The sequence below is a fragment of the Aporhodopirellula sallentina SM41 genome (assembly GCF_000346505.1).
GTDB lineage: Bacteria > Planctomycetota > Planctomycetia > Pirellulales > Pirellulaceae > Rhodopirellula > Rhodopirellula sallentina.
In genome coordinates this window covers 1-21,257 of sequence record NZ_ANOH01000116.1, presented here as the reverse complement: position 1 = coordinate 21,257, position 21,257 = coordinate 1, and the positions used below count along the sequence as shown (strand labels likewise).

Annotated in this window: 17 protein-coding genes and 1 pseudogene; 5 read left to right on the top strand and 13 right to left on the bottom strand. The window is 58.8% G+C overall.

Going from position 1 to position 21,257, the window contains the following annotated elements:
• The coding region (locus RSSM_RS07210) for a PDZ domain-containing protein (protein WP_044301577.1) at positions 1-445 on the top strand (445 nt) is incomplete at its 5' end.
• A gap of 3 nt (positions 446-448) precedes the next feature.
• On the top strand, positions 449-2,719 hold the full coding sequence (locus RSSM_RS07205) for a hypothetical protein (RefSeq protein ID WP_008676099.1): 2,271 nt from the start codon (positions 449-451) through the stop codon (positions 2,717-2,719).
• A gap of 104 nt (positions 2,720-2,823) precedes the next feature.
• Here the strand turns inward: RSSM_RS07205 and hisS are convergent, their stop codons facing one another.
• The 3 genes from hisS to typA form a co-directional block, all read right to left on the bottom strand.
• On the bottom strand, positions 2,824-4,146 hold the full coding sequence (gene hisS / locus RSSM_RS07200) for a histidine--tRNA ligase (protein ID WP_044301583.1): 1,323 nt from the start codon (positions 4,144-4,146) through the stop codon (positions 2,824-2,826).
• Between the two features lie 191 nt (positions 4,147-4,337).
• Positions 4,338-5,126 (bottom strand): histidine phosphatase family protein, encoded by a 789-nt coding sequence (locus tag RSSM_RS07195; protein ID WP_008676095.1) that lies wholly within the window; start codon positions 5,124-5,126, stop codon positions 4,338-4,340.
• Positions 5,123-6,973 carry a translational GTPase TypA gene (typA, locus tag RSSM_RS07190; RefSeq protein ID WP_008676093.1) on the bottom strand — a complete coding sequence of 617 codons (1,851 nt, stop codon included), beginning with the start codon at positions 6,971-6,973 and terminating at the stop codon, positions 5,123-5,125. The genes RSSM_RS07195 and typA overlap by 4 nt, the downstream gene beginning before the upstream one ends.
• A 231-nt stretch (positions 6,974-7,204) precedes the next feature.
• On the opposite strand from typA, the gene RSSM_RS07185 reads away from it, so the two are divergent.
• Complete coding sequence (locus tag RSSM_RS07185; protein WP_008676091.1) at positions 7,205-8,095, top strand: NAD-dependent epimerase/dehydratase family protein; 891 nt, start codon at positions 7,205-7,207, stop codon at positions 8,093-8,095.
• Positions 8,096-8,223: 128 nt separating this feature from the next.
• Here RSSM_RS07185 and RSSM_RS07180 read toward each other — a convergent pair whose 3' ends face one another.
• The 7 genes from RSSM_RS07180 to RSSM_RS07150 all read right to left on the bottom strand — a co-directional run bounded on the left by RSSM_RS07180 (position 8,224) and on the right by RSSM_RS07150 (position 14,506).
• Positions 8,224-8,919 (bottom strand): ribonuclease H1 domain-containing protein, encoded by a 696-nt coding sequence (locus tag RSSM_RS07180; RefSeq protein WP_008676089.1) that lies wholly within the window; start codon positions 8,917-8,919, stop codon positions 8,224-8,226.
• 121 nt (positions 8,920-9,040) lie between these two features.
• Positions 9,041-10,063: a DUF1573 domain-containing protein gene (locus RSSM_RS07175; RefSeq protein WP_236621002.1), complete on the bottom strand. Its 1,023-nt coding sequence runs from the start codon at positions 10,061-10,063 to the stop codon at positions 9,041-9,043.
• Between the two features lie 124 nt (positions 10,064-10,187).
• On the bottom strand, positions 10,188-10,844 hold the full coding sequence (locus RSSM_RS07170; RefSeq protein WP_008676085.1) for a Maf family protein: 657 nt from the start codon (positions 10,842-10,844) through the stop codon (positions 10,188-10,190).
• Positions 10,841-11,404 carry a DMT family transporter gene (locus tag RSSM_RS07165; RefSeq protein WP_008676083.1) on the bottom strand — a complete coding sequence of 188 codons (564 nt, stop codon included), beginning with the start codon at positions 11,402-11,404 and terminating at the stop codon, positions 10,841-10,843. Before RSSM_RS07165 ends, RSSM_RS07170 begins: the two co-directional genes overlap by 4 nt.
• A 1-nt stretch (position 11,405) precedes the next feature.
• Positions 11,406-11,894 (bottom strand): aspartate 1-decarboxylase, encoded by a 489-nt coding sequence (gene panD / locus RSSM_RS07160; protein WP_008676081.1) that lies wholly within the window; start codon positions 11,892-11,894, stop codon positions 11,406-11,408.
• Positions 11,895-11,899: 5 nt separating this feature from the next.
• Positions 11,900-12,274, bottom strand: coding sequence for a response regulator (locus RSSM_RS07155; protein ID WP_008676078.1), 375 nt, complete (start codon positions 12,272-12,274; stop codon positions 11,900-11,902).
• A gap of 360 nt (positions 12,275-12,634) precedes the next feature.
• Positions 12,635-14,506, bottom strand: coding sequence for a hypothetical protein (locus RSSM_RS07150; RefSeq protein ID WP_144059624.1), 1,872 nt, complete (start codon positions 14,504-14,506; stop codon positions 12,635-12,637).
• Positions 14,507-14,690: 184 nt separating this feature from the next.
• Between RSSM_RS07150 and RSSM_RS07145 the strand changes: the two genes are divergently transcribed.
• Positions 14,691-15,662 carry a DUF1559 domain-containing protein gene (locus RSSM_RS07145; RefSeq protein WP_008676071.1) on the top strand — a complete coding sequence of 324 codons (972 nt, stop codon included), beginning with the start codon at positions 14,691-14,693 and terminating at the stop codon, positions 15,660-15,662.
• A gap of 452 nt (positions 15,663-16,114) precedes the next feature.
• Here the strand turns inward: RSSM_RS07145 and ribD are convergent, their stop codons facing one another.
• Together ribD and RSSM_RS07135 are read right to left on the bottom strand one after the other, a co-directional pair.
• Positions 16,115-17,275, bottom strand: a complete 1,161-nt coding sequence (gene ribD / locus RSSM_RS07140; protein WP_044301572.1) for a bifunctional diaminohydroxyphosphoribosylaminopyrimidine deaminase/5-amino-6-(5-phosphoribosylamino)uracil reductase RibD — start codon at positions 17,273-17,275, stop codon at positions 16,115-16,117.
• 49 nt (positions 17,276-17,324) lie between these two features.
• Complete coding sequence (locus RSSM_RS07135) at positions 17,325-19,490, bottom strand: tetratricopeptide repeat protein (RefSeq protein ID WP_008676066.1); 2,166 nt, start codon at positions 19,488-19,490, stop codon at positions 17,325-17,327.
• A gap of 167 nt (positions 19,491-19,657) precedes the next feature.
• Between RSSM_RS07135 and RSSM_RS07130 the strand changes: the two genes are divergently transcribed.
• Entirely contained in the window at positions 19,658-20,785 is a 1,128-nt protein-coding gene (locus tag RSSM_RS07130) for a patatin-like phospholipase family protein (protein ID WP_008676064.1), read from the top strand.
• Between the two features lie 327 nt (positions 20,786-21,112).
• On the opposite strand, the pseudogene RSSM_RS35575 reads toward RSSM_RS07130, so the two are convergent.
• A pseudogene (locus RSSM_RS35575) lies at positions 21,113-21,257 on the bottom strand (AIM24 family protein); the annotation flags it as partial.

Sequence of the window (21,257 nt, the reverse complement as noted above, 5' to 3'; positions counted from 1 at the left end):
CCCCAACAGCGGCGCCGATGAAGCTGGCCTCGAGCGAGGCGACCGCATCATCGCGATCGACGGACGCACTCAGAGCAATGTCGACAAGGTCGTCTCGACGCTCAACAGCATGTTCCCCGGCGAAGTCGTTCAGTTGACGATCGAACGCGACGGCAACACGGTCGACATCCCTGCTCGACTGAGTGAATACGCGGTGATGCAAGAATCGGAGAACGACGCTCGGGTGAACGGCGCCCGCAACGTGAGACTGTCGGGTTTCGAACAAGCGATCCAGCACGACACGGTTCTGAATCCGGAACAATGCGGCGGCCCGATCCTCGACGCCGAAGGACGCGTGATCGGCATCAACATCGCACGCGCCGGTCGTGTGGTCAGTTACGCGTTGACGGCCTCGTTGGTCTCCGCGGAAGTTTCCAGCATGATCGCGGAAGCGGGCGGTAAATAACACTTGGCTGTTCCTTTTTCTGTTCGCTGCGTCAGTTGCCATGGTCGACTGAAAGTCACCGATGAATCACTCGTTGGTGCCATCGTCGCCTGCCCTCGCTGCGGCTCGATGGTGCAAATCGCTGAACCGGAGCAGACCGCCGGCGATCCACCGCCCACTGCGACCACCTCGCCAACGACTCCCTCAGGCCACGCCGCTCCGCCGCCCAAACAATCTGCGTCGCCGCAACACCCTCAATCGCCGCAACAGGAACCGTCGCCGCAGACACCCACTCCGCCTCAACCGAAAATGGTCGTCGGTGACGAAGCGGTCGATAGTGAGGAAATGACGCGTTCGGACATGTTCGGCGACGCGGACATATTCGCCGATGAACCGGGCGTCGATCCTCAACCGGCCCCCCTCCCCGATCCCCGACAAGTTGCTCGGCCGACCGAACACTCCGGTCCGCCGCCGGTCGAAACGACGCCAGCCGAAAAGCCTGCATCCGGAACATCCGACGAACCGACCGATTGGGAATCGGACGGCAACTGGGCGAGCGAACCGAAACGCCGTCGGCAAAAACAGCTTCTCATGGGAGCCACCGGTCTCGGTGGCCTCGCGGTGCTCGCGATCCTGGCAATGTGGCTGCTTGGCGGAGACTCGGCTCCCGACACGATCGCGATGCAGACTCCTGGCACATCAGCACCACCCGCGAGTGAAAACACCGACTCTTCCACCAACCCGGAATCGACCGAGCAAAGCGAAACAGCCGCCCCCACGACGCCAAACGACACCGACGACGGTCCTGCCCAAAACGCGATCGACGACGTCCTCAATGAAACCACCGCTCCACCAGTAGATTCCAACGACGCAGATAGCTCCGACGTCGATACGTCCGACACTCCCGGCGGCACAACCGACTCATCGGAGACACCGCTTCCCGGGCTGGGCGGTCCGATTCCAACGGATCTGCTTCCGGACGACATTCTCGGTGGGCAAACGCCACCAACCAACACGCCACCGCCCGGTGCGGATGCAGAGGGATCCAATGGGGACGAATCCGATGCTCCGTTGATGGAGATGCCCGCGGGACTCGAGGCGTTCACGCAGCTTCTCGACCTTCCCGGCAACGCGCCGGATGCTCCGCCGACCATGCCTCAGGCCGCGCCCGCGGAAGAGCTGATGATTGATTCGGCCGCCGACGCGATGCTCGATCCGATGCTGTTGGCGACGCCTCCTCCGGAAGTGAATATCGACAATGTGATGAAGTTCCGCGTTGCGATTCAATCCGAAGGCTATCCACTTTCATCTTTCGTACTCGTGTGCAGCGAGATCACTCAGGTTCCGATCCAACTCGACTGGGTCGCGCTCGATCTCGCCGACGTATCCCTTGCACAGCCGGTCCGCGATCGCACTCCGGGCTGGAAACCGATCGGCGAACTGCTTGGCACGATCACCAAAGAACTCGGGCTGGTGATCGAAAAGGATGAAAACCGCCTACTCATTACGATCGACAAAGAGGAACTGACCCAGCGGCTCAATCCGGTCATCGCCCTGGATGACTTTGCCGACGAAGCGGACTCTGTGAAGCAGTGGGTCGACGGGTTCGTCGAACAAACCGAATGGGAAGAGCGTGAACGGATCGGATTACGTGCGTTGGTCACCGATTGCCTGCGAGCCGCCCGCGGCATGCCACAGAAACTCGAACAATCCGCGTTGTCGCATTGGTCCATGACAGCCGAATGCCTCTCCGAAAGCCAACCGGGCAGCGAAGACAGCGACGTATTCCCCGATCACTGGCCGCTCCTCGAAGGAGGCAAGTCGGGAGCACAACTCGACACGGCGATCGCGTTGGCAGGTTTGTTGCGAAAAACGGCTCGAGACAACCGTGCCACCTGTATCGTGAACTGGGACGACGCCCGCCAACGGCGGTTATCCCCCGGCCAACTCGTTCTCCCCTACGCCAATCAACCGGCAGGCAAGATGTTGTCCCAATCGCTCGCGCCAATGGGACTGCAAACCCGAGTCGCCGACGAATCACATTGGTGGGTTGGCACCGAAGCCACCTACGACCGCATGCCGTTGTTGGTGATCGGTGACGAACTCGGACCACGTCGCGAAGAGGTCATCGCAAGAATCTACGAGGCGGCCGCCCGTGCCGACACGCTGATCCTGATCAAGCACGATCCAGTATCCGATCGCTACCTCGGGCTGGTCCCGCGATTCCTCTATCGCCAATTGCCAGGAATCCTAAAACCATTCACGGCACAGCCAGCAGCACTGCCAACCCCGTAGCCGAAGTCGCCAAGACTTCGGACGGGCATTGACCGAGACTCCTCTGAAGTCTGGCGAGTCCAGCTACGAGATTTCGCGCCGGGAACTTCGCGTTTCGCTCCCAACTACGACGTCGTCAATCGCTCGATCAACTTCTCCGGCGCATCGTGTTGGTACGCGATATCTTCGGATGTTTTCTCGGCCAGAACTTTCACTTGGACTTCACCGCGTTCCCACTCGTTGCCGCCGGCAATCAGAGCGTACTGGAACCCGTGACCATCGGCGTACTTCAGTTGAGCCTTCAACTTCCGCGGCTCCGGATAGACCTCCGTTCCGATCCCCGCCTTACGAAGATTGGTCGCCAAGCGGAGATAGTCGTCGCGGTGATCTTTATCGAAGAACGGAATGAACACCGGGCACGGTTTGCTGTTTGAAGACAATCGCTCGAGTGTCTCGAGTGCGCTGAGCAAACGATCCAGCCCCAAGGACGCACCGATCCCGGGAAGGTGCTGTTTTGTGTACAGGCCAGCCAAGTTGTCGTATCGGCCGCCGCTGCAAATGCTGCCGATACCAGGTAACTCATCGAGCGTCGTTTCAAAGATCACGCCGGTGTAGTAGTCGAGCCCTCGGGCGATCGAAACGTCGATTTTGATCCGGTCCGGCGAGACACCCGACGCGATCGCACCGTCATAGATTTCGCGCAACCGCGCGGCACCCTCATTCGCCTTCTCATTATCGCCGAGAATACCAGGCAATTTCGCAAAGACCTGTTCGGCGGTCCCATCGCACTGCGCGAGCCCGAGAACCTGGTCAGCTTGCTCCGACGTGATCCCAGCCGCGTTCACCATTTCGGCATTCGTCGCCTCGAGTCCGATCTTCGCGAGTTTGTCGAGGCTACGCAGGATCGGCGTCGCCTTGTCGGCGAGCCCGAGCGATTCGAGCAAACCGTTGAGAATCGCGCGGTTATTGATACTGATCGTGAACGCATCGATCCCGATCGCACGAATCAGCGAATCGATCACCGTGACCGCTTCGATGTCGGCGAGCACCGACTCGGTACCGATCGTGTCAAAGTCACACTGATAGAACTCGCGATAGCGTCCGGCCTGGGGATTCTCGCCCCGCCAAACGGGCGCGATGTGGTACCGTTTGAACGGTGTTCCGAGTTCGTTGATGTGCTGCGCGGCGAACCGAGCGAGCGGCACGGTCAGATCAAATCGCATCCCGACCGGACGCTTGCCCGCATCGACGAACTGATACAGTTGGCGGTCGGTCTCTTCGCTTCCTTTGCCCGTGAGAATCTCGAGGTGTTCGAGCGTCGGGGTATCGATCGGCGCGAAACCGAAGCTGCGAAAAGTCTCCCGGGCGGTCTCCATCAGACGCTCACGCGGAATCATCGCGGCGGGAAGGTAGTCACGAAATCCTTTGAGCGTACGCGGTTGAATCAAAGACATTGGATAAAAAACGAAGTCGGAAGTGGAAATGAGCTCACGTAGTTTATCGCGGTCGCAGCCCGGCGATAGGGAGCAGGTGGGGACGTAGCAGGTTCGCCAGCGACCGGCAGCTCCCCGGCAGACAGGCAGACCCGACAGAAGGGCAGCGGGCGTCGCGCGGTCACGAGCGGTGCCGTGCCGGGCGTTTAGAATTCGCGACCGGTGATTAGTCGCGACGGCAGATGCGTGACACTATTGAGCGAACTGAGTTGCCAGTTCCCTTCGCTGCATCCTCGCAAAACCGAGACCGACGTGTTGGCGATCGCACCCACTGAATCCAGACACAAGATGTCCTTCAACAGCACACGCAGCAACTCGCGTTTGAAGTCGGCATGGATCACCAGCGCGACACGTTGACGCGTCCCACCAAAGGTCTCCACCAAACGGCAGGCGACCTTCTTGGCGCGTTCTTCCATCTGCTCGATTTGTTCGCGCGGACGGCATGCCCACCAACCGCCATCGCCGATCTCGTCATCGATGTTCAGCGAAAACTCATCGCCCAAACTCTCCTCGACGATCGTTTCGCTCTCCGGCTGTTGCCCCGCGGTACCTTCGCCAGCAACCACTCCGGCGAGCTGCCGCTGTGGTTGGAAGAAACGTTCGATCTGCCGTCGGTTCATGCCTTCGGCGCCGACGAAACTGCTTTCTTCGTGCCCGTGATAGCAGCCGCCTTTTTCGAAGACGTCATGCCACACCTGGACCGGGCACGCTCGTCGCTTCAGGATCGGGTAGGACGTTTCCAGCGTCCGACGAAACGGACTCGTCACGAGCACATCGAGCGAAATCGAACGCATCCAATCCGCCAAATGATCCGCCTGCAGTCGCCCCCGCGGCGTGATCGGTGGATCACAAACACGTTCGTAAACCGGCTTCGCATTATTGGCACTCTCTGCGTGCCGGATCAGCAGTAACTCAAACGTGTCGGTCGCGTTCACGCGTTTCGTCCTTTGCGGCGTCGTTCCGATTCTTTCAACGCCATCTTCCGCAGACGGATTGATTCCGGAGTCACTTCGACGAGTTCATCGTCTTCGATGTATTCCAGCGCGGTTTCGAGCGACATGTCACGTGGCGGCTTCAAGATGACGTTCTCGTCGCTGCCGCTCGCACGCATGTTCGTCAGTTTCTTCTCACGCGATGGGTTCACCACCATGTCGCCTTCGCGAGCGTTCTCGCCGACGATCATGCCTTCGTAAACTTCGACACCCGCCGGCACGAAAAGTTCGCTGCGTTCTTGCAGTGCGAACAATGCGAACGGCATCGTCTTCCCACCCGTCATCGAAACCAAAACGCCGTTTGCACGCCGTGGCACTTCACCGTCGACCACTCGGTAGCTTTCGAACCGGTGATGAATGATCGCGGTACCCTTGGTCGCGTTGAGCAACTTCGTTCGCAAACCGATCAAACCGCGCGACGGAACGATGAACTTCAGCAAACTGTAGTCGCCGCGTTGCTTCATCTCTTCGAGTTGGCCACGCCGCAGTCCGACGAGTTCCATCACCGGGCCCATCACATCGGTGGGCACTTCGATTCGGAGCGTTTCGAACGGTTCGTGTTTCTTACCGTCGATGGTTTTGAAAACGACGTGCGGCTTCGCAACGCTGAGTTCGAAACCTTCGCGACGCATTGTTTCGATCAAAATCGCCAAGTGCAAAACGCCACGTCCGGCCACGCCGTACGCTTCCGTCCCTTCGATCATTCGCACGCGAAGGGCAACGTTGCGTTCGAGTTCCTTCTCCAACCGCGCCTTGATTTGCCGCGTGGTGACGTATTTCCCTTCGCGTCCCGCCATCGGCGATGAGTTCACGCTGAAGACCATCTCCAATGTCGGCTCGTCGACACGCAAACGTGGCAACGGGTTGTCCGAACCGACCGCAGTCAATGTGTCACCGATTTCGACATCGTCGAGACCTTCGATCGCGACCAAATCGCCCGCCGAGGCTTTGTCAGCCGCGACACGACCGAGGTTATCGAACAGGTACAGACCGCTCGGTTTGACCTTGCGTTTGGTCGGTTGCCCATCGGCGCCGAGGCAATGCAGATCAAAAGTGTCGCCCGTGGTGATCGTGCCCGCGTTGATCCGTCCGACCGCGATCCGGCCAACGTACTCGCTCCAGTCGAGAGTCGTGACCATCATTTGGAAGTCGGAATCCGCATCGATCGTCGGCCCCGGAATGTGGTCCACCAACAGATCGAGCAGCGGCAGCATGTTCTCGGTGCGAACTTCATGATCGGTCGTCGCGAAACCTTCCTTCGCACTCGTGTAAACGAAACCGATGTCGTCGAGTTGTTCTTCGCCACCGAGGTCTGCGAGCAATTCCAACGCCTCGTCGAGTGCCTCGTGAGGTCGCCCGTCAGGCCGGTCGACTTTGTTGACGACCACGATCGGTTTGCAGCCAGCCTGCAATGCTTTCTCGAGCACAAACCGGGTTTGCGGCATCGGGCCTTCGGCGGCGTCGACGAGCACCAAGCAACCGTCCGCCATCTTCACCACCCGTTCGACTTCCCCGCCAAAGTCAGCGTGGCCCGGGGTGTCAATCAGGTTAATCTTCACGCCCCGATAAGGGATCGCGATGTTCTTGGCGAGAATCGTGATCCCGCGTTCTTTCTCGAGATCATTCGAGTCGAGAATGCGTTCGCCCTGCAACTCGGTATCGCGGAACTGCCCGCTCTGCCGGAGCAAACAGTCAACCAGGGTCGTTTTCCCGTGGTCGACGTGGGCAATGATCACCACGTTGCGAATGTCTTCGCGGGTGGATGATGCGGAAGTGGTGTCTTGATTCAATGTGGACGCGGGAGACAAGTGAGTGGCCTTCGATCTAAACTGACGTTGGCGGGCGAAAACAGATAGCATGGTCAGTTCGGCATCGCTATCTCGATGGACGTAGGCGTAGTTCTAGTTTGTGCGGCGATCTGTCACTAGGCGAAATGGCACGAATGTTGCCCATCCCCGCCGTATCCGCCCCTAAAAACCACCGATCCCCCTTTCGCGAATTCACCTCCCCACGGATTCCCAATGCTCGTAGCCATCACCGGCGGCACCGGTTTCGTCGGACGCAACGTAATCTCCCATCTGATCGATAGCGGACACACGATTCGGGCCTGGTATCGGCGAGAGCGCCCCGCCGAAATCAGCGGCGTGGAGTGGGTCCAGGGCAGCCTCAACGATCCCGATGCCACCGCGACTCTGGTCGACGGATGCGACGCGGTCGTGCACTCGGCGGTGACCCGACAGGGGCAGAGTTTCATGAACGAACCGGACGATCCGATCGGCTATTTTGAGACCAATGTGATCGGATCGCTCCGCCTGATCGAGCAGGCCCGCAAGTCGAACGTCCAACGCCTCGTCTGCATTTCCTCAGGCACCGTCCACCAGCAGGTCGCCGACGACCTGCCACTGGACGAACGGCACCCGCTGTGGCCGACGACGATGTACGGAGCCGGCAAAGCGTCGCTGGAAACGCTCTGTCACGCCTACGGCCTGTCGGGCCGATTGAATATCGCGACCCTCCGCCCGGTGTCGATCGTCGGCGTCGACGATCCGGTCGCCAACTCCAAATGGTTCGACTTAGTCCAAAAAATCAAACGCGGCGAACAGGTCGACATCAGCGGCGGCGGCAAAGTGATTCCGGTCACCGATTTGGCACGCGCCGCAGAGCTCTTGCTCCGTACCGACAAAGACATCGCCGGCCAAACCTATAACTGCACGATCGGCTTTTACAGCAACCACCGGATCGCGACGATCGCCAAAGAAATCTGCGGCAGCGATTCAGAATTCTGCGGCGAAGAAAAAACATCGGCTCGCCAACTCCACACCGAGAAGATCGAAAACCTCGGAATGAAGTTCAGCGACGAATCCGAAATCCGCCGAATCGTCACCCGACTGCTGAACGAGCCCAACGAGTGAACTGAGACGGCCAAACCTTCGGCGATAGCACCGTAGCAAAAGTCGCCAAAACTTTTCGGCCTTTCACCGACCACGCCAAAACTGTTGGCGAGTTTTGCTACCCGAATCATACCGCGCCAGAACGCTTGCTACTTCCGACCAAAGTCCGCAGGGATCTCGCCCCACTTTTTGGTTTCCCACTTCAAGATCGGGTTCCGCACCTCGTGCTCGGATAACCATTTCTCTGCGCGGCGAACGAGATTAAACAGCCGCCGGTTCTCTGCCGTTGGCGGCAACTTCGTGCGGCATTTCCCTTGCGCGACCCATGTTCGTCCGATCCGCGAGTCCGAATAGATCGGCGTGTCGTATTGCTCCGCACCGTCGAGTAACGCGAGGGCGTGAACGATCGCCAGGAACTCTCCGATGTTGACCGTACCTTCGGGATAAGGCCCCATGTGAAAGAGGTTGATCCCGGATTCAATCTCGACACCCTGGTATTCCAGTTCGCCGGGGTTTCCCTTGCATGCCGCGTCGACCGCCCAGGCCGACATGTCCACGCCGAGTCCTTCGAGGTCCTCGCGGTCGATCGTGGGCGTCGGCGTCTTCTTCTTCGAACCGCCGCCTTTGCCCCAGTACGCGTCGGGACCTTCCGCGTAAGCCGCTTCGGCAGCCGCTCGCGAGCTAAACGATTTGTACTTCGCGTCCGAAAATCCAGAGATCTCTTTCTGGCATTGTGCCCACGTCGGGTAAACGCCGGGATGAAATCCTTGCCAAACGACGTAAGTCTTAGGCTTCTTCGCCGCCATGCGACCTCTTTCGGTTTCTCTTCGGAAGGGTTTCAGCATCGCGAGATTACGAATGCTGACTCGTTCGTCTCACTCGCACACCGTTCGTTTCGACGCGGGTGACCTGACGCTGTGTCATCCGGCGTCATCGTCCGCGCGAATCCAACGACACGATAACGCGTCAGCGAACCGTACCGGTCGCGACACATTCAGCAGTCTTCTCGCCGGGCAAGTCCGTGACGATTTCGATCTTTTGTGCGATACGATCAGGTGCGTCACCAGCGTCGAACTTCAACTGCAGGAAATGCAGCTTCTTCTTCCCCTCAGGAATATCGAAGGAGAAACGTTTGTCGACGCAACGAACATCGGTGATCGAGAACGGCTCATCCGCCCGGACCAGCAAACGTTTGCCGACAGATTGCCCCATCGCCGCCGTTCCGAGACTTACCGCGGCAGGCGAAACGCTGATCGTTGGACGAACGTGACCGGCGACGGCCATTTCGATCGTCGGAAACTGAGTGTCGTTGCTGATCAACGTCAAACGTTCGCGAATGTCTCCCTCGCCCATCGTCTCTTTCATTCGCACCTGCATGTCGTACTCAACCAAACCGGGGTGAATTCGTGGCGGGCTCAGTTTGACAGCCAAGTCGCTGCAGTGACTGCGAACGTCTTGGATTCGCCAACCAGGATTGCCGCGGTGAGAAATCTTGATCGTGCGATCCTTCACTTCGCCCGGTTTGGATTGGCCGAAGTCGATTTCGGCCGGTTCGAACGTGACGTCGGTCCGGATAAAGCCGCTGACATGCAACTGAACTTCGGCGTAGTACGGTTGGTCAAAGACGACCGTGATCGTCGCCGCTTTTTGACCAATGAATGTGCTCGTGTTCAGCTTCGCGACGATCGACGCGGTTTCATGTGTCGACAGGGTGTCTTTGCTCACCGACGGAGTCGTGCAACCACAACTGCTGCGGACCGCCGCGACGTGGACGTCTTCCTCGTACAGGTTCCGGAAGTCGAAATAGTGTTCCGCCGTTGCCCCGCGTCCAACGACACGGAAGTCATGCTTGGTTTCGGTAAACATTCGCTCGGCCCAATTTTCGTCCGCCGTCGCGACCGCTGACGTGCCAAGCAACGAGGCGGTTGCCATCAAACAAGCGAACATCGCACGAGTGAACGGGCGAATCAAAGACTGGGGTGCATTCATGAGATTGAGCTTCCGTCGTTCCTGAACATTGATAATTCGAGGGCCGCCAATCGTTGGGGGTGGCCACAGGTCTACTCGGAGGGGACCCCACTGAGTCGTACCTGCAAATTCTAAACGAATCGGTTCAGCGGACTTCCTTTTGTACCTTGTCGGCCAATTTTGCGAAATTTTCCAGTATTTCCGCGAATCTCTCCATGGGCAATCCGACAACGTTGCTCTCGCTGTCGTTCTCGACGATTTCGATCCAGTCATTGTCGTCCTGATACCCGAATCCGCCGGCTTTTCCCTGCCACTTTCCTCCGTCGAGGTACTCCTCGATTTCCTCGTTATCGAGCCTCGACATTTGCAACCGCGAGCGAACCACGTCGACGTAACATTGGTCCGTTCCGGTCGACCAGACGCAAACGCCGGTGAAGACCTCGTGTTTCTGGCCGGAGAGTAACCGCAGCATCGACTCCGCATCGTCGCGATCCTTGGGCTTGCCCAAAATCCGGTCGCCACACGCGGCCAGGGTATCGGCGGCAAGGATGAACGATCGCTTGCGACGCCGGACCACATCGACAGCTTTTTGGAAGGCCAGCCGTGCTACCATTTCCACAGCGGTCTCTTTGTAGGGCACACCGCACTCAGCGGTATCCGCCGCCGGGCAGACTTCAAAATCGTATCCGGCTGCACGCAGCAACTCCGCCCGGCGTGGCGATCCGCTCGCCAACACCAACGGTTCGCCGGTCGGGATCTTCGCCCGTGGCAATCCCTTCATCAAAGGCAACGGTTCACTCATTCTTTCGATATCTCTTCAACGGCCACGGAGGGACTCAGTTCGTTCGCTTCACCGGGGCTTAAATCGCCAGCCTCGGCACCACGTTTCGCGAGCACGATGGCCAACACGCCCAGAATTAACAAGGTGACACCCAACATACGCAGGGGAGTGACCGGCATACGCGGGTTCCCGAGCCAACCATAGTGATCGATCATCATGGCGAGCAGAGTTTGTCCGGTCATCACCGCTGCAAACCACGGCAGCGATCCGACTCTCGGCACCAGCACCAACGACGTGGTGACCATGACCACACCGATCGCGCCACCGATCCACGCCCAGAAAGGCAACTGCGACGGCGCGATGCTCATTCGCGGCGGCAGGATTCCGCAAAAAAGCGAAATCAACAGCACGATCACAAACCCAGAACCGAACGAGTACAACGACGCATGCAGCGGGTGATGCATGTGTTTGCCGAGCATGCCGTTCGCACTCGGTTGAACCGCCAGGATTCCACCGGCGAATAGTCCGATCAACACGGCGAGCGTCATCCATCCCGTTTCGCTGGCCGGTGAAGGACTCACGCTAGCACTCTTCGGCGAAGGCGTGTTGGCGTGCGGCCGCGGTTTGGAAACCATCGACATCCGCTTTTGCGTTCGCCCCGCGATCTCCCGCCGTTGGCATTTGCGGCCCAGGAACTTCCGGACCGGTGTGGCTGATCTCGTTCTTCTCATTGACGAAGATCAGTTTCGGTTGATGCGTTTTGGTTTCCGATTCCGGCACCAAAGTGTACGCCGCCAGAATGACCTGATCGCCCGGCCGAATCACGTGCGCGGCCGCACCGTTGGCACAGATATCACTCGATCCCGGCAGCCCTTCGATCGCGTAAGTTTCCAACCGCGAACCACGCGTCACGTTCCAAACGTGCAGCGACTCGTAGGCAACGATACCAGCCGCCTCCAATAGTTCCGGAGGCACCGTCAAGCTGCCTTCATAGTTCACGTCGGCTGCGGTTACGGTCGCGCGATGGATTTTCGCGGCGAGCAGTTTGCGATAACGGAGGGGAGCGTCCAAGGTCGCTAGCTCGTTAAAAAGGGTTTCAGTTTTTCGATCGTTCCTTCGTTGCCGATCTCTAGCTTACCAAATCCGTACGTCGCGCCTTCGGCAACGGCTGCCTCTTGGTGCTCTTCGTAGTTGGTCACCAACATCACAGGAACATTGTTGAGCTCGGGATCGGATTTGATCTTTTTAATGATCTCCAAACCGTCACTGTAGTCGCGATCGAGTTTCCGGTTGACGGTTACCAAATCGACTTTGCGTTTACGAAGCAACTCGACGGTGTCCTCGGCTCCATGCGTTTGCAACACCGTGGCTTCGAAATGAGACGTCACCATCTGACGAATCGAGTTGAAGTCGGGACCGCAATTACCACAATCAACAAGCGTCTTAACCATCGTGGGAAATATAACGTGGGGGCTATAAGGGAGAACGGGCGAGCACCGCGAGAAGCGTTTTTGCCTAGTTGATGCATCTTTCACAGATGTACTCTTGCCAACCGGTAACCGGTCAGAAGCGGGCTCAATCATTGTTCGGATCCGGCTCGCGTCGGAGCCAGGATTCCATCACATCATAGCGTGAAGGAAACGCCCGAATTTCGGCGACGGAACACCGAATGGTTTAACCGGGAAAACGCAAAACGACAAGGCGCACGATTCGCAAACGGAATGTTCCCACACCCCTCTCCGGGCCGCGAAAATCCCGTCAAACGCGAGTTACGTGCCAATGAAGGCTGTTTTCGGCCGCGAATCTCCCCTCTACGGGGCGGATCCGGCTCCAGCGATTCCACCCGAAAGATTCGGCAATCCAGGCTCCCGCAGCCGCAAAAACACGATTCGCCCATCCCGGTCCGCCACGAAATCGATTCCGTCATAACGCAGCCAACTCGCCCCATCGAACAATTCCCCCCCGGTCACGCGTGGCTTCTCAAACTCACGAACCGGCTCCGCGGTGATCGGGACTCCGAATCGACGCAGCAAATATGCCGCGTCGACGAGCTGCGAATGGGCGAAGCTCGCCTGCCACGCAACCCGACGTCCGACGGATCCGGAGCCGACCGTGAATTCGAAATCGCCTCCCGACTCCGCACGCTGCACCGCGCGAGAGATCGACACGGCTCCTCCGATCGAGTCGCCTTCGCGTGGTTTCTCGTCCTGCAATGAACGCAGGTGTTCGCGGATCTCGTCACCGGCGGCGAAAGATCTCTGATCATTGACCACAGCAGGAACCGTGCTGGCGTCATCCGGCTTCGCGTTTGATGAGCGTCCCGCCGGCGCATCACGCAAACGTTGAAACGACATCGCATCCACCCACGCCGCCGACAAGACTCGGCGGCCGTTCGCCCAGTGCGCCTTCACCGGATAGCCGATGCTCAACCGATCTCCATCACGTCGCACAAACAGACCACGCACCGGATGCCCATCGAGCAGCGGAGGTGCCTTTACGAAACCGCCCAACTCGATGTATCCGTCCGAATCTTCAACCACCGCCGTGCGGTGATGTGACTCGGGCGTGTCGTATCGAATTTCGAACTCATCGAGCGGTCGGAAGTTGTTTCGCAAATCACTGCGATTTAACCACGTGTAGTCACCGGTCCACGAGCTTCCCACCGTGTTCATCAAAACGCACTTGCCCGACTCGTCAAAGGAGACTCCCATCGCCGGGCCAACCACACCGTCTAACGAAGCATCGGAATCAACATCCACATTCGCGATCCACTGACCAAGGATACGATGACGCGACATTGGCATCCGTTTGTACGCCGTGTATCCGACAGGCAGACCGATCAAACACACCAGCAACGCAACCATCGCCACCAAAACTCGAGGCCGGACTTTGTGGCCGACGGTCTCCTCACACCACTTTCGATATCGTGTCCCAAGTTCGCGTGACTTCGTGAAGACGCCGACCTTCTCCTCGCCACCGTTTTGATCCGCGGACGCGTCGTGACGTTTGGGAACCGGCATCGCACCGTAGTGGAAGGCTTCGGTTCGCCGATCACGCGGCGGCCCGCTTTGCTCTCCGGCGGTGGTCTGCGATGCGTCACCGGACACTTCACCACTGTCCTTTAACGACACCCGCTTGGACACCTCCGCAAGTGGCGAGGCGGTCGCACCTTTGACTTGCACCTGACCTGCCCGCTGGATCGGACTGAGGGAAGCATCGAGGCGTGCCTGGTGTTCTTCAAGATCGCGTGGGACGACGGTGCGCAGCACTCGCTTCCCCGTTTTATCGATCTTTACCAGGTCTCCACGCAAACACGCGGGCAGGATGCCGGTGCCGGTAATCGGAATCCAGGGTCGATCCGGATCACTCTGCAATTCGGTACCCGGCGGCAACATTCCCTGACACGCCAACCCGATCAGTTCGCGTAATTTGAAGGGGCCCATGAACGCGCCGGGCATCCCGCGCGTCTGATAAGTTGGGACCTGGGTTCCGGCGGGGTGAGGCAACGCGTTGCCTTTCTCGTCGAACAACCCAGCCCCTGCGGCGGCGACCCACGGCCCGTCGCTTTGATGCCCCAGATAACTGTTCGGACGGATGATCCCCGCCATCGTCGCTTCACGGATCTCGATCCCGGTGAACGGTCCGACGACCGCGAGATCCGTTTTGATGTAAAACGATGCCATGACGTTGATTCTATCCTGACGCCACGATCGGTGTCGAATCGTTTCATCTCGACACATTGAATTCACAACCCGTGAATCGATTTGCCGTCTTACTTGAGCGGCACCTCACAAACTTTCATTTTGAACAGAGCAAGCGACTTGTCTCGCTCTCGCATTTGATCCCTTTCGTCTATGGCGGACCGACATGTGTCAACTTTTGAATCATCGCCGAGGCACACTCGACTCGGTCGCTCGACGTTTCGCGTTCACGATCGTGGAGCTTCTCGTCAGCATCACGATCATCTCGATCTTGATCGGTCTGCTGTTGCCTGCGGTTCAGTCATCACGCGAATCGGCGCGACATACGCAGTGCACCAACAACCTCAAACAAATCGGTCTGGCGATTCAAAACTTCGAAAGCCAAACCAAAGAACTGCCGCCGAGTCGCAACTACGATCACTTCCAAAGTTGGGCGTTTCTGATCCTACCGCACATGGAACAAATCGCTCTGCCCGAAGCGTGGGATGATCGGTTGAAGTACTACTATCAAAGCGACACGGCGCGACAGACGCCGATCCCGATGTACTTCTGCCCTTCACGACGCGACGGGAAAATTCTCAGCACGCAAAACGATGACATCCTTTCTCCGTACGAAGTCAGCGGGCATGTCCCCGGCGTGGTCAGTGACTACGCATGCTCGGCGGGACACGGCCCGTCGGGCGTGTGGAATTGGATCACGTCCAATGGTGCGTTGATCATGGGCCGCGGGAAAACCGAACCGGCCACGGTGCCCGAAAATTGGTACGCACCACCGGCCGCGGAATTGGTTCAGTGGAGCAGCCGGACGAACTACGCGAGTTTGTCAGATGGGGCCAGCCATACGATTTTGGTTGGCGAAAAGCATGTGCGTCCGTCACGCGTTGGAATCGCGCCGGAGGACGGAGCGATCTACAACGGAGATCACCCCGGCAACTTTTCCCGCTGCGGCGGCCCCGGATATCCACTGGCCAAATTCCCAACCGACGCCTACCAAACCAACTTCGGCAGCTATCACGCCGGCGGAGTGAACTTTGTCTTCGCCGATGGCAGTGTCCGGACGTTCGATCCGTCCATCTCCACCGAACTTCTCGGCCGCCTCACCGCACGCAACGACGGCAAGTTCGCCGAAGACAACTAATGTTGTCGGACGACTTCATTTTGAGGTAACGATTTCAGGGTACCGATCTAACGATAGCGAAACTCGCCAAGAGTTTCGGGAGGGCTCGTGAATCACCGAAAGTCTTGGCGGTTTGTCGATTTAATCAAGAGTCAACCTGCCTTCGTTTAACCCGTAGCCGTAGGCGACGTGCAGTAGCAAGTAGGTCGACTTTGGCTGCCCGTTAAACGCAATACCGTTCAATGAAGCACCGGGTTGTGGCGTTTTCGTTTAACCGGTAGCCGTAGGCGACGCTTGACGGAACACAACCTACCCTTCGGGCACGGGTTAAACGAAAATTGAACGGTATTGGGCTTAACACTCATTCTTAAAAAGCCACATACTGAATTCCTAGGGCTGAATCCTTACGAATTGGGCTAAGAGAATCGGAGACGTCGCGACTGCAAAGCGTCCACAACGAGGCGACACAAACTTCACGACTCAGCATCACCGACAGCACGTCGGTAGATTACTCGCACGTCGTCTTCAAACCGTGTCACGTCGTCGACCGTGAACCGAGTCGCGTCGGCTAGCAATTCGATACCGTTGCCCCCGACCGGCCCCGCCGCGGTGCGTCCTCCGATGACTTTCGCACCGATGTAAACGTGGCACTCGTCGACAAAGTCCCCAGCAACGAAACTGCCGGTTAGTTCGCCGCCTCCCTCGATCATCAGATGCGTCATCGGTCCGCCGCTCGGATTGTCGCTGCCGCCAAAACGCAACAGCGCCTCATCGATCATCGCGACGACATCGCCCGAGGCGACCGGCAAAACATGAGCACCTCGTGCGGACAACTGAGACAATTCGGTTTCCGGCAACTCAGGACCGGCGACGATCCAAACCGGCACCTCCGACGCGGTTTGCACCAACTTGCTCGTCACCGCAGGCAAACGTTTTCGCGCAAAAACGATTCGCGCCGGCGTGCGAGGTCCGCCATGTCGCGCCGTCAGCATCGGGTCATCAGCAATCACGGTCCCCATGCCCACCGCAATCCCGTCCACGCGGCCGCGCAGTTCATGCACGCCGACTCGCGACGCCGGACCGGTAATCCACTGGCTCTCTCCCGTCGTCGTCGCGATGCGACCATCCATACTCATCGCCCACTTCGCGATCACCCACGGGCGAGACGCCCGGACTCGTTTGAGATACGCCGCCAACTGCGACTCGGCACGCGATGCCAGGACACCCGTCACGACGTCGATGCCCGCGTTTCGCAATCGCTGCACACCGCCGCCGTCGACCTGATCGAATGGATCCACGACGGCCACGACCACGCGTGCGACACCTGCATTGATCAATGCGTCAGCACACGGCGGCGTCTTTCCAAAATGGCAACACGGTTCGAGCGTGACGTACGCGGTCGCGCCCTCGGCGGAGTTTCCTTGTGCTTGGCAATCCTCGAGCGCGTTCACCTCCGCGTGGCCCTCACCGTATCGTTCGTGGTAGCCACGCCCGACGACTTGACCGTCCCGCACCAACACACAGCCGACCATCGGATTCGGCTCGACATGCCCGAGCCCGCCCCAGGCGATCTCAATCGCCTCGGCCATCCAACAATCGTCTTCCGACATGGCAGTTCCTGGTGTGGTACTCATTCAGGCTGCGCGAGTTGACCGCAAACGGTCGGCTCGCCGCATTCCCCGATCAATCCATCCCGGGGACCCACAGTTTGCTCGACGATCCGCCGCCCGATGCAGCCGGAGGCGCCGCGGCCGCCGGTGCACTGCCGCCGCCGTCTGGTGTCCACAATCCGCCCGATTCGGCCTGCGCGGGTGCGGCACCACGAGGAGCCTGGACCGGCGATCCGTCGGGACGAATCAGGCCGAACTGAACCAGCAACTGTTGTAATCGGCCCATCACTTCGGGGTCGTTGCCATGCGTTTTGGCGATCGTTTGCACGCAATCCTGGAACTGTTCCGCCTCGCCACGACGCAGTCGCAGCGGCAATTCGGCGAGCAACAACGACGCCGTCGAGAAGTTGTGCTCCTCGGCGTACTTCTTCGCCGCCTCCAGGTTTTCCAACGCTTCCTCGCTCCTGGTCGCGGTTTGCATCAGGAACGAATAGCCGAGCAGTTTCGCACCGGCGAGTTCACCTTCGCTCGGAAGGTCCATTCCCAACAATCGTCGCGACGCGGCACGGCCGAGCTTGGTCGCCGAGATCTGTTGAGCCCGTTGGATCAGATACACCAAATTCTCCGTATCCAATCCGGACGGATCGATACGGTTCAAATCGTATGCAGGAATATTTTCGACATCGTCACCGGTGGGGCGGATCGCCTCGGGAGCCGGCCGGTTACCGATTTCGCACAACCGCTGCAGAATCGTTTCGTCGCGAGCGATCAACGAATCTTCGCCCTCGAGGTAACGCAACAACGCCGCACGCTCGAGCCATTTCGAATCGTCACCGGCAGCATCCTTGAGCGATTGATCGCCGAGCAATGGGACCGCCGTCTCGGCCAATTTGATGACGCCGCGGTCAACAAACAAACGTTGCTGCAACGACTCAAACGCGTTCGGGTCGGTGATTTTCAATCCGCCCGGCTGCGACATCGCGATGTAGTTCAGCGGCAACCAACCTTCCCGCTCAGATTCAAAGTGACGCCCCGGCAGAGCCAATCCGAGTTGATCGCGAGCGGTCTGTTCCTGCTGCGAGGTAACGCCGACGACTTCCACCCGAGCCGCACGATCGGTCTCGCGGCCGAACACCGTGACCAACCCGATCGATTCAGGCACCAACGCGAGATCTTCCGGCACGCCATCTTCGGACGGCGGGTCGCGGTCGAGCAATTGATACGCGGCACGTGGACCGATCTCGTTTTCGCCTTTGAGCTGTTGCAAGAAGTCCGGTGGCAACTCGCCGAAACGTGGATGCGACGAGAGCGACATCATGGTTTCTTCGATCGAGTCGACTTCCGTCGTCATCGTTCGCTTCTCGACCGAGATCGGATCGGAATCCGGACCGGCGACGAAAGACGTTGCCAAGTAACGAGCCCGGTCGTCGTCCGACAAGCTTTCGCACTCGGACAGTTTCTTCAGCAATTCGATTTGACGCTGGTAGTCACCGCGCCATACCGCACACGTCAACAAGCCCGACAAAACGGCCGGTTGCAACGGAGCGGTCCGCTGCAGCGAATCGAACTTGTTCTCGGCCAAGACAATTTTATTGTTCGCCAACAACAATGCAGCTTCGTCGTATCGTTCCGCCCAATCAACGTCGTCGGGTCGCGGCAGCAATTCCGGCATGAACTTCGCGAGCAAATTCACCGCCGGATCGCGGTTGATCTGCTGCAGCACGTTCGCCGCCATGCCGTTGCCTTCGTATCCTTCCGAAACGAAAGCCAACGTGGCGTAGATCCGCGCGGTCAACAGGATGCCGTTTCCGGCGAGTCCATAGGACAGCAGCGATGCGACGTCGAGGACAAACGAATCGACGTTCTGTCCGCTCTCGGTCAACGCCTCGAGCATCAACTCGGTCGCCCTGCCGAGGTCCTGAGCGAACATGGCCGCGGCGGCACTCTGCGTCAACGCGAGCGGGTTGGAAGGTTGCAAACGCGTGAACCGCTCGGCGTTTTCCTTCAACGAATCGTACTCACGCAGGTCCATCAACAGACGTCCGCGAATCGCCAGTGCCCACGCCGCGTCAGGGTGCTGTTCGAGAATCGACGCCAAGCGGTCGAGTGCCGGAACGAGTTGGCCACCTTCGACCATCGTCAGAACCCGGTCGAGTTCATGCACGGAGTCCTTGCACTTGCAGAATTTGATTTTTTTGCCGCTGCCGCAGGGGCAGATCGCATAAGTGTCGATCGACATAGGGTCACTTTGGAGGGGACGTGAAATCTGTTGCCTCAGCAACTTACCATGCCCACCGCAGGCTCCCAAGGCATCCTCAAAAAACAGAGATTGCCGTGGATTCGGAGGGTGCAGAATCTGTACCTTCCCGGCGTCCAGCCCCGTTCCACCTCAGTTGCTTTGAAAACATGAAAATCGCATTGGCGTTTTCCGGCGGAGGCGTGCGTGCGACCGTTTTTCACCTGGGTGTCCTGGCACGGCTCGCCCGACAGGATCTGCTCGGCAACGTCCGGACCGTCTCCAGCGTCTCGGGAGGCAGCCTCGCCACCGGCCTCGTCCTGTCCCGCTCCGGATACGAGTGGCCGAGCAGCGAAGATTACCTGCACCACGTGGTCCCTGAAATCCATCAACTGTTGACCACCCGCGACATCCAGCGATCCTACGTTCTGAAATCGCTGATGTTCCCCTGGCGTCTGGCCCGCGGAAGGGCCTCGGTCCTCGGCGACACCCTTCGACAGCACTGGCGAATCGACGGCGATCTCGCGGACTTGCCCACATCGCCTCGCATCATCATCAACGCGACCTGCTACCAAACGGGCAAAAACTGGCGTTTCCAACGCGACGAGATGGGCGACTACCAAACCAAATACGTCCGCGATCCGAACTTCCGTTTGTCTCACGCCCTCGCCGCCTCCGCTGCCGTTCCGGGGTTGATCGGACCGCTCGTTGTGAAGACTCGCGATCACCAATGGAGCGAATTTCGCAGCGACGCATGGCAGTCCATTGAACCTCGCTACAAACGGTTGAACCTGTGGGACGGAGGCGTGTACGACAACCTCGGCGTTGAGTCTCTGTTCAAACCCGGCGTCGGCTTGCGAGAGGGGACCGACTTCCTTCTCGTCAGTGACGCGTCCCGTGCTCTCTCGGCAACGCAGCATGATTCGCAAAAGCACCCGGGCTACGTGGAAGCATCACTGCGGTTGGTCGACGTGGCGACGGATCAAGTCCGCAGCTTGCGAGCACGCATGCTGATCGACTTCTTCAAACAAAATCCCGGCAGCGGAACCTACCTGCGCCTAGGCCTTCGGACCAAAGGCGGCTACGCGCGCAGCCACCTCGCAGGAGAAGCCGCACTGACCGAAGCGGAAGTCAAAAAGGTTTCGCAAATGGAAACAACGCTCCGCCGACTTACCCATTCCGAATTCAGCCTACTGTTCCGTCACGGCTACGAAGTCGCCGACGCCACCATGGTCAAACACGGCGACAACCTCCTCCAAACCGCCCCGCAAAACCGAATCCGATTCCGAGCGGCATAACGATCGACCTTTCATAAACCCCACTCGCACCGTTGGAGTCAAGGCGTCAGCCAATCAGGTCGGCGCGGGTCTATCGGCGCACCAGAACCCGCCCCCAACCGGGCTGTTGATTTATGCGTTTAACGGCAATACCGTTCAATGAAGCACCGGGTTGTGGCGTTTTCGTTTAACCGGAAGCCGTAGGCGACGCTTGACGGAACACAACCTACCCTTCGGGCACGGGTTAAACGAAAATTGAACGGTATTGCGGTTAAACGAAGACAGGTTGACTCTTGCTTAAATCGACAAACCGCAACCCAAAGGGTTTCACCAACAACCCCCACGCGTCTACGCCTGGTGTTGAAAGTAAACTTCCTCGTACGGCTGGACGACGACAAAGCCGTGACCTCGGAAAAGCAACTGCACCGACTCGCCCGAACCGCGACCGAAGAACGTTTTCAGCTGCAAGTCCGTCTTCAGTTCCGGTTCAATA

Excerpts from the sequence above, each read along its gene's own strand:
- ribD (WP_044301572.1), bottom strand. The coding sequence starts at position 17,275 with ATGAGTACCACACCAGGAACTGCCATGTCGGAAGACGATTGTTGGATG.
- RSSM_RS07145 (WP_008676071.1), top strand. The coding sequence starts at position 14,691 with ATGTGTCAACTTTTGAATCATCGCCGAGGCACACTCGACTCGGTCGCT.
- RSSM_RS07130 (WP_008676064.1), top strand. The coding sequence starts at position 19,658 with ATGAAAATCGCATTGGCGTTTTCCGGCGGAGGCGTGCGTGCGACCGTT.
- RSSM_RS07135 (WP_008676066.1), bottom strand. The coding sequence starts at position 19,490 with ATGTCGATCGACACTTATGCGATCTGCCCCTGCGGCAGCGGCAAAAAA.
- RSSM_RS07180 (WP_008676089.1), bottom strand. The coding sequence starts at position 8,919 with ATGCTGAAACCCTTCCGAAGAGAAACCGAAAGAGGTCGCATGGCGGCG.
- RSSM_RS07175 (WP_236621002.1), bottom strand. The coding sequence starts at position 10,063 with ATGAATGCACCCCAGTCTTTGATTCGCCCGTTCACTCGTGCGATGTTC.
- RSSM_RS07185 (WP_008676091.1), top strand. The coding sequence starts at position 7,205 with ATGCTCGTAGCCATCACCGGCGGCACCGGTTTCGTCGGACGCAACGTA.
- RSSM_RS07170 (WP_008676085.1), bottom strand. The coding sequence starts at position 10,844 with ATGAGTGAACCGTTGCCTTTGATGAAGGGATTGCCACGGGCGAAGATC.
- RSSM_RS07150 (WP_144059624.1), bottom strand. The coding sequence starts at position 14,506 with ATGGCATCGTTTTACATCAAAACGGATCTCGCGGTCGTCGGACCGTTC.
- RSSM_RS07155 (WP_008676078.1), bottom strand. The coding sequence starts at position 12,274 with ATGGTTAAGACGCTTGTTGATTGTGGTAATTGCGGTCCCGACTTCAAC.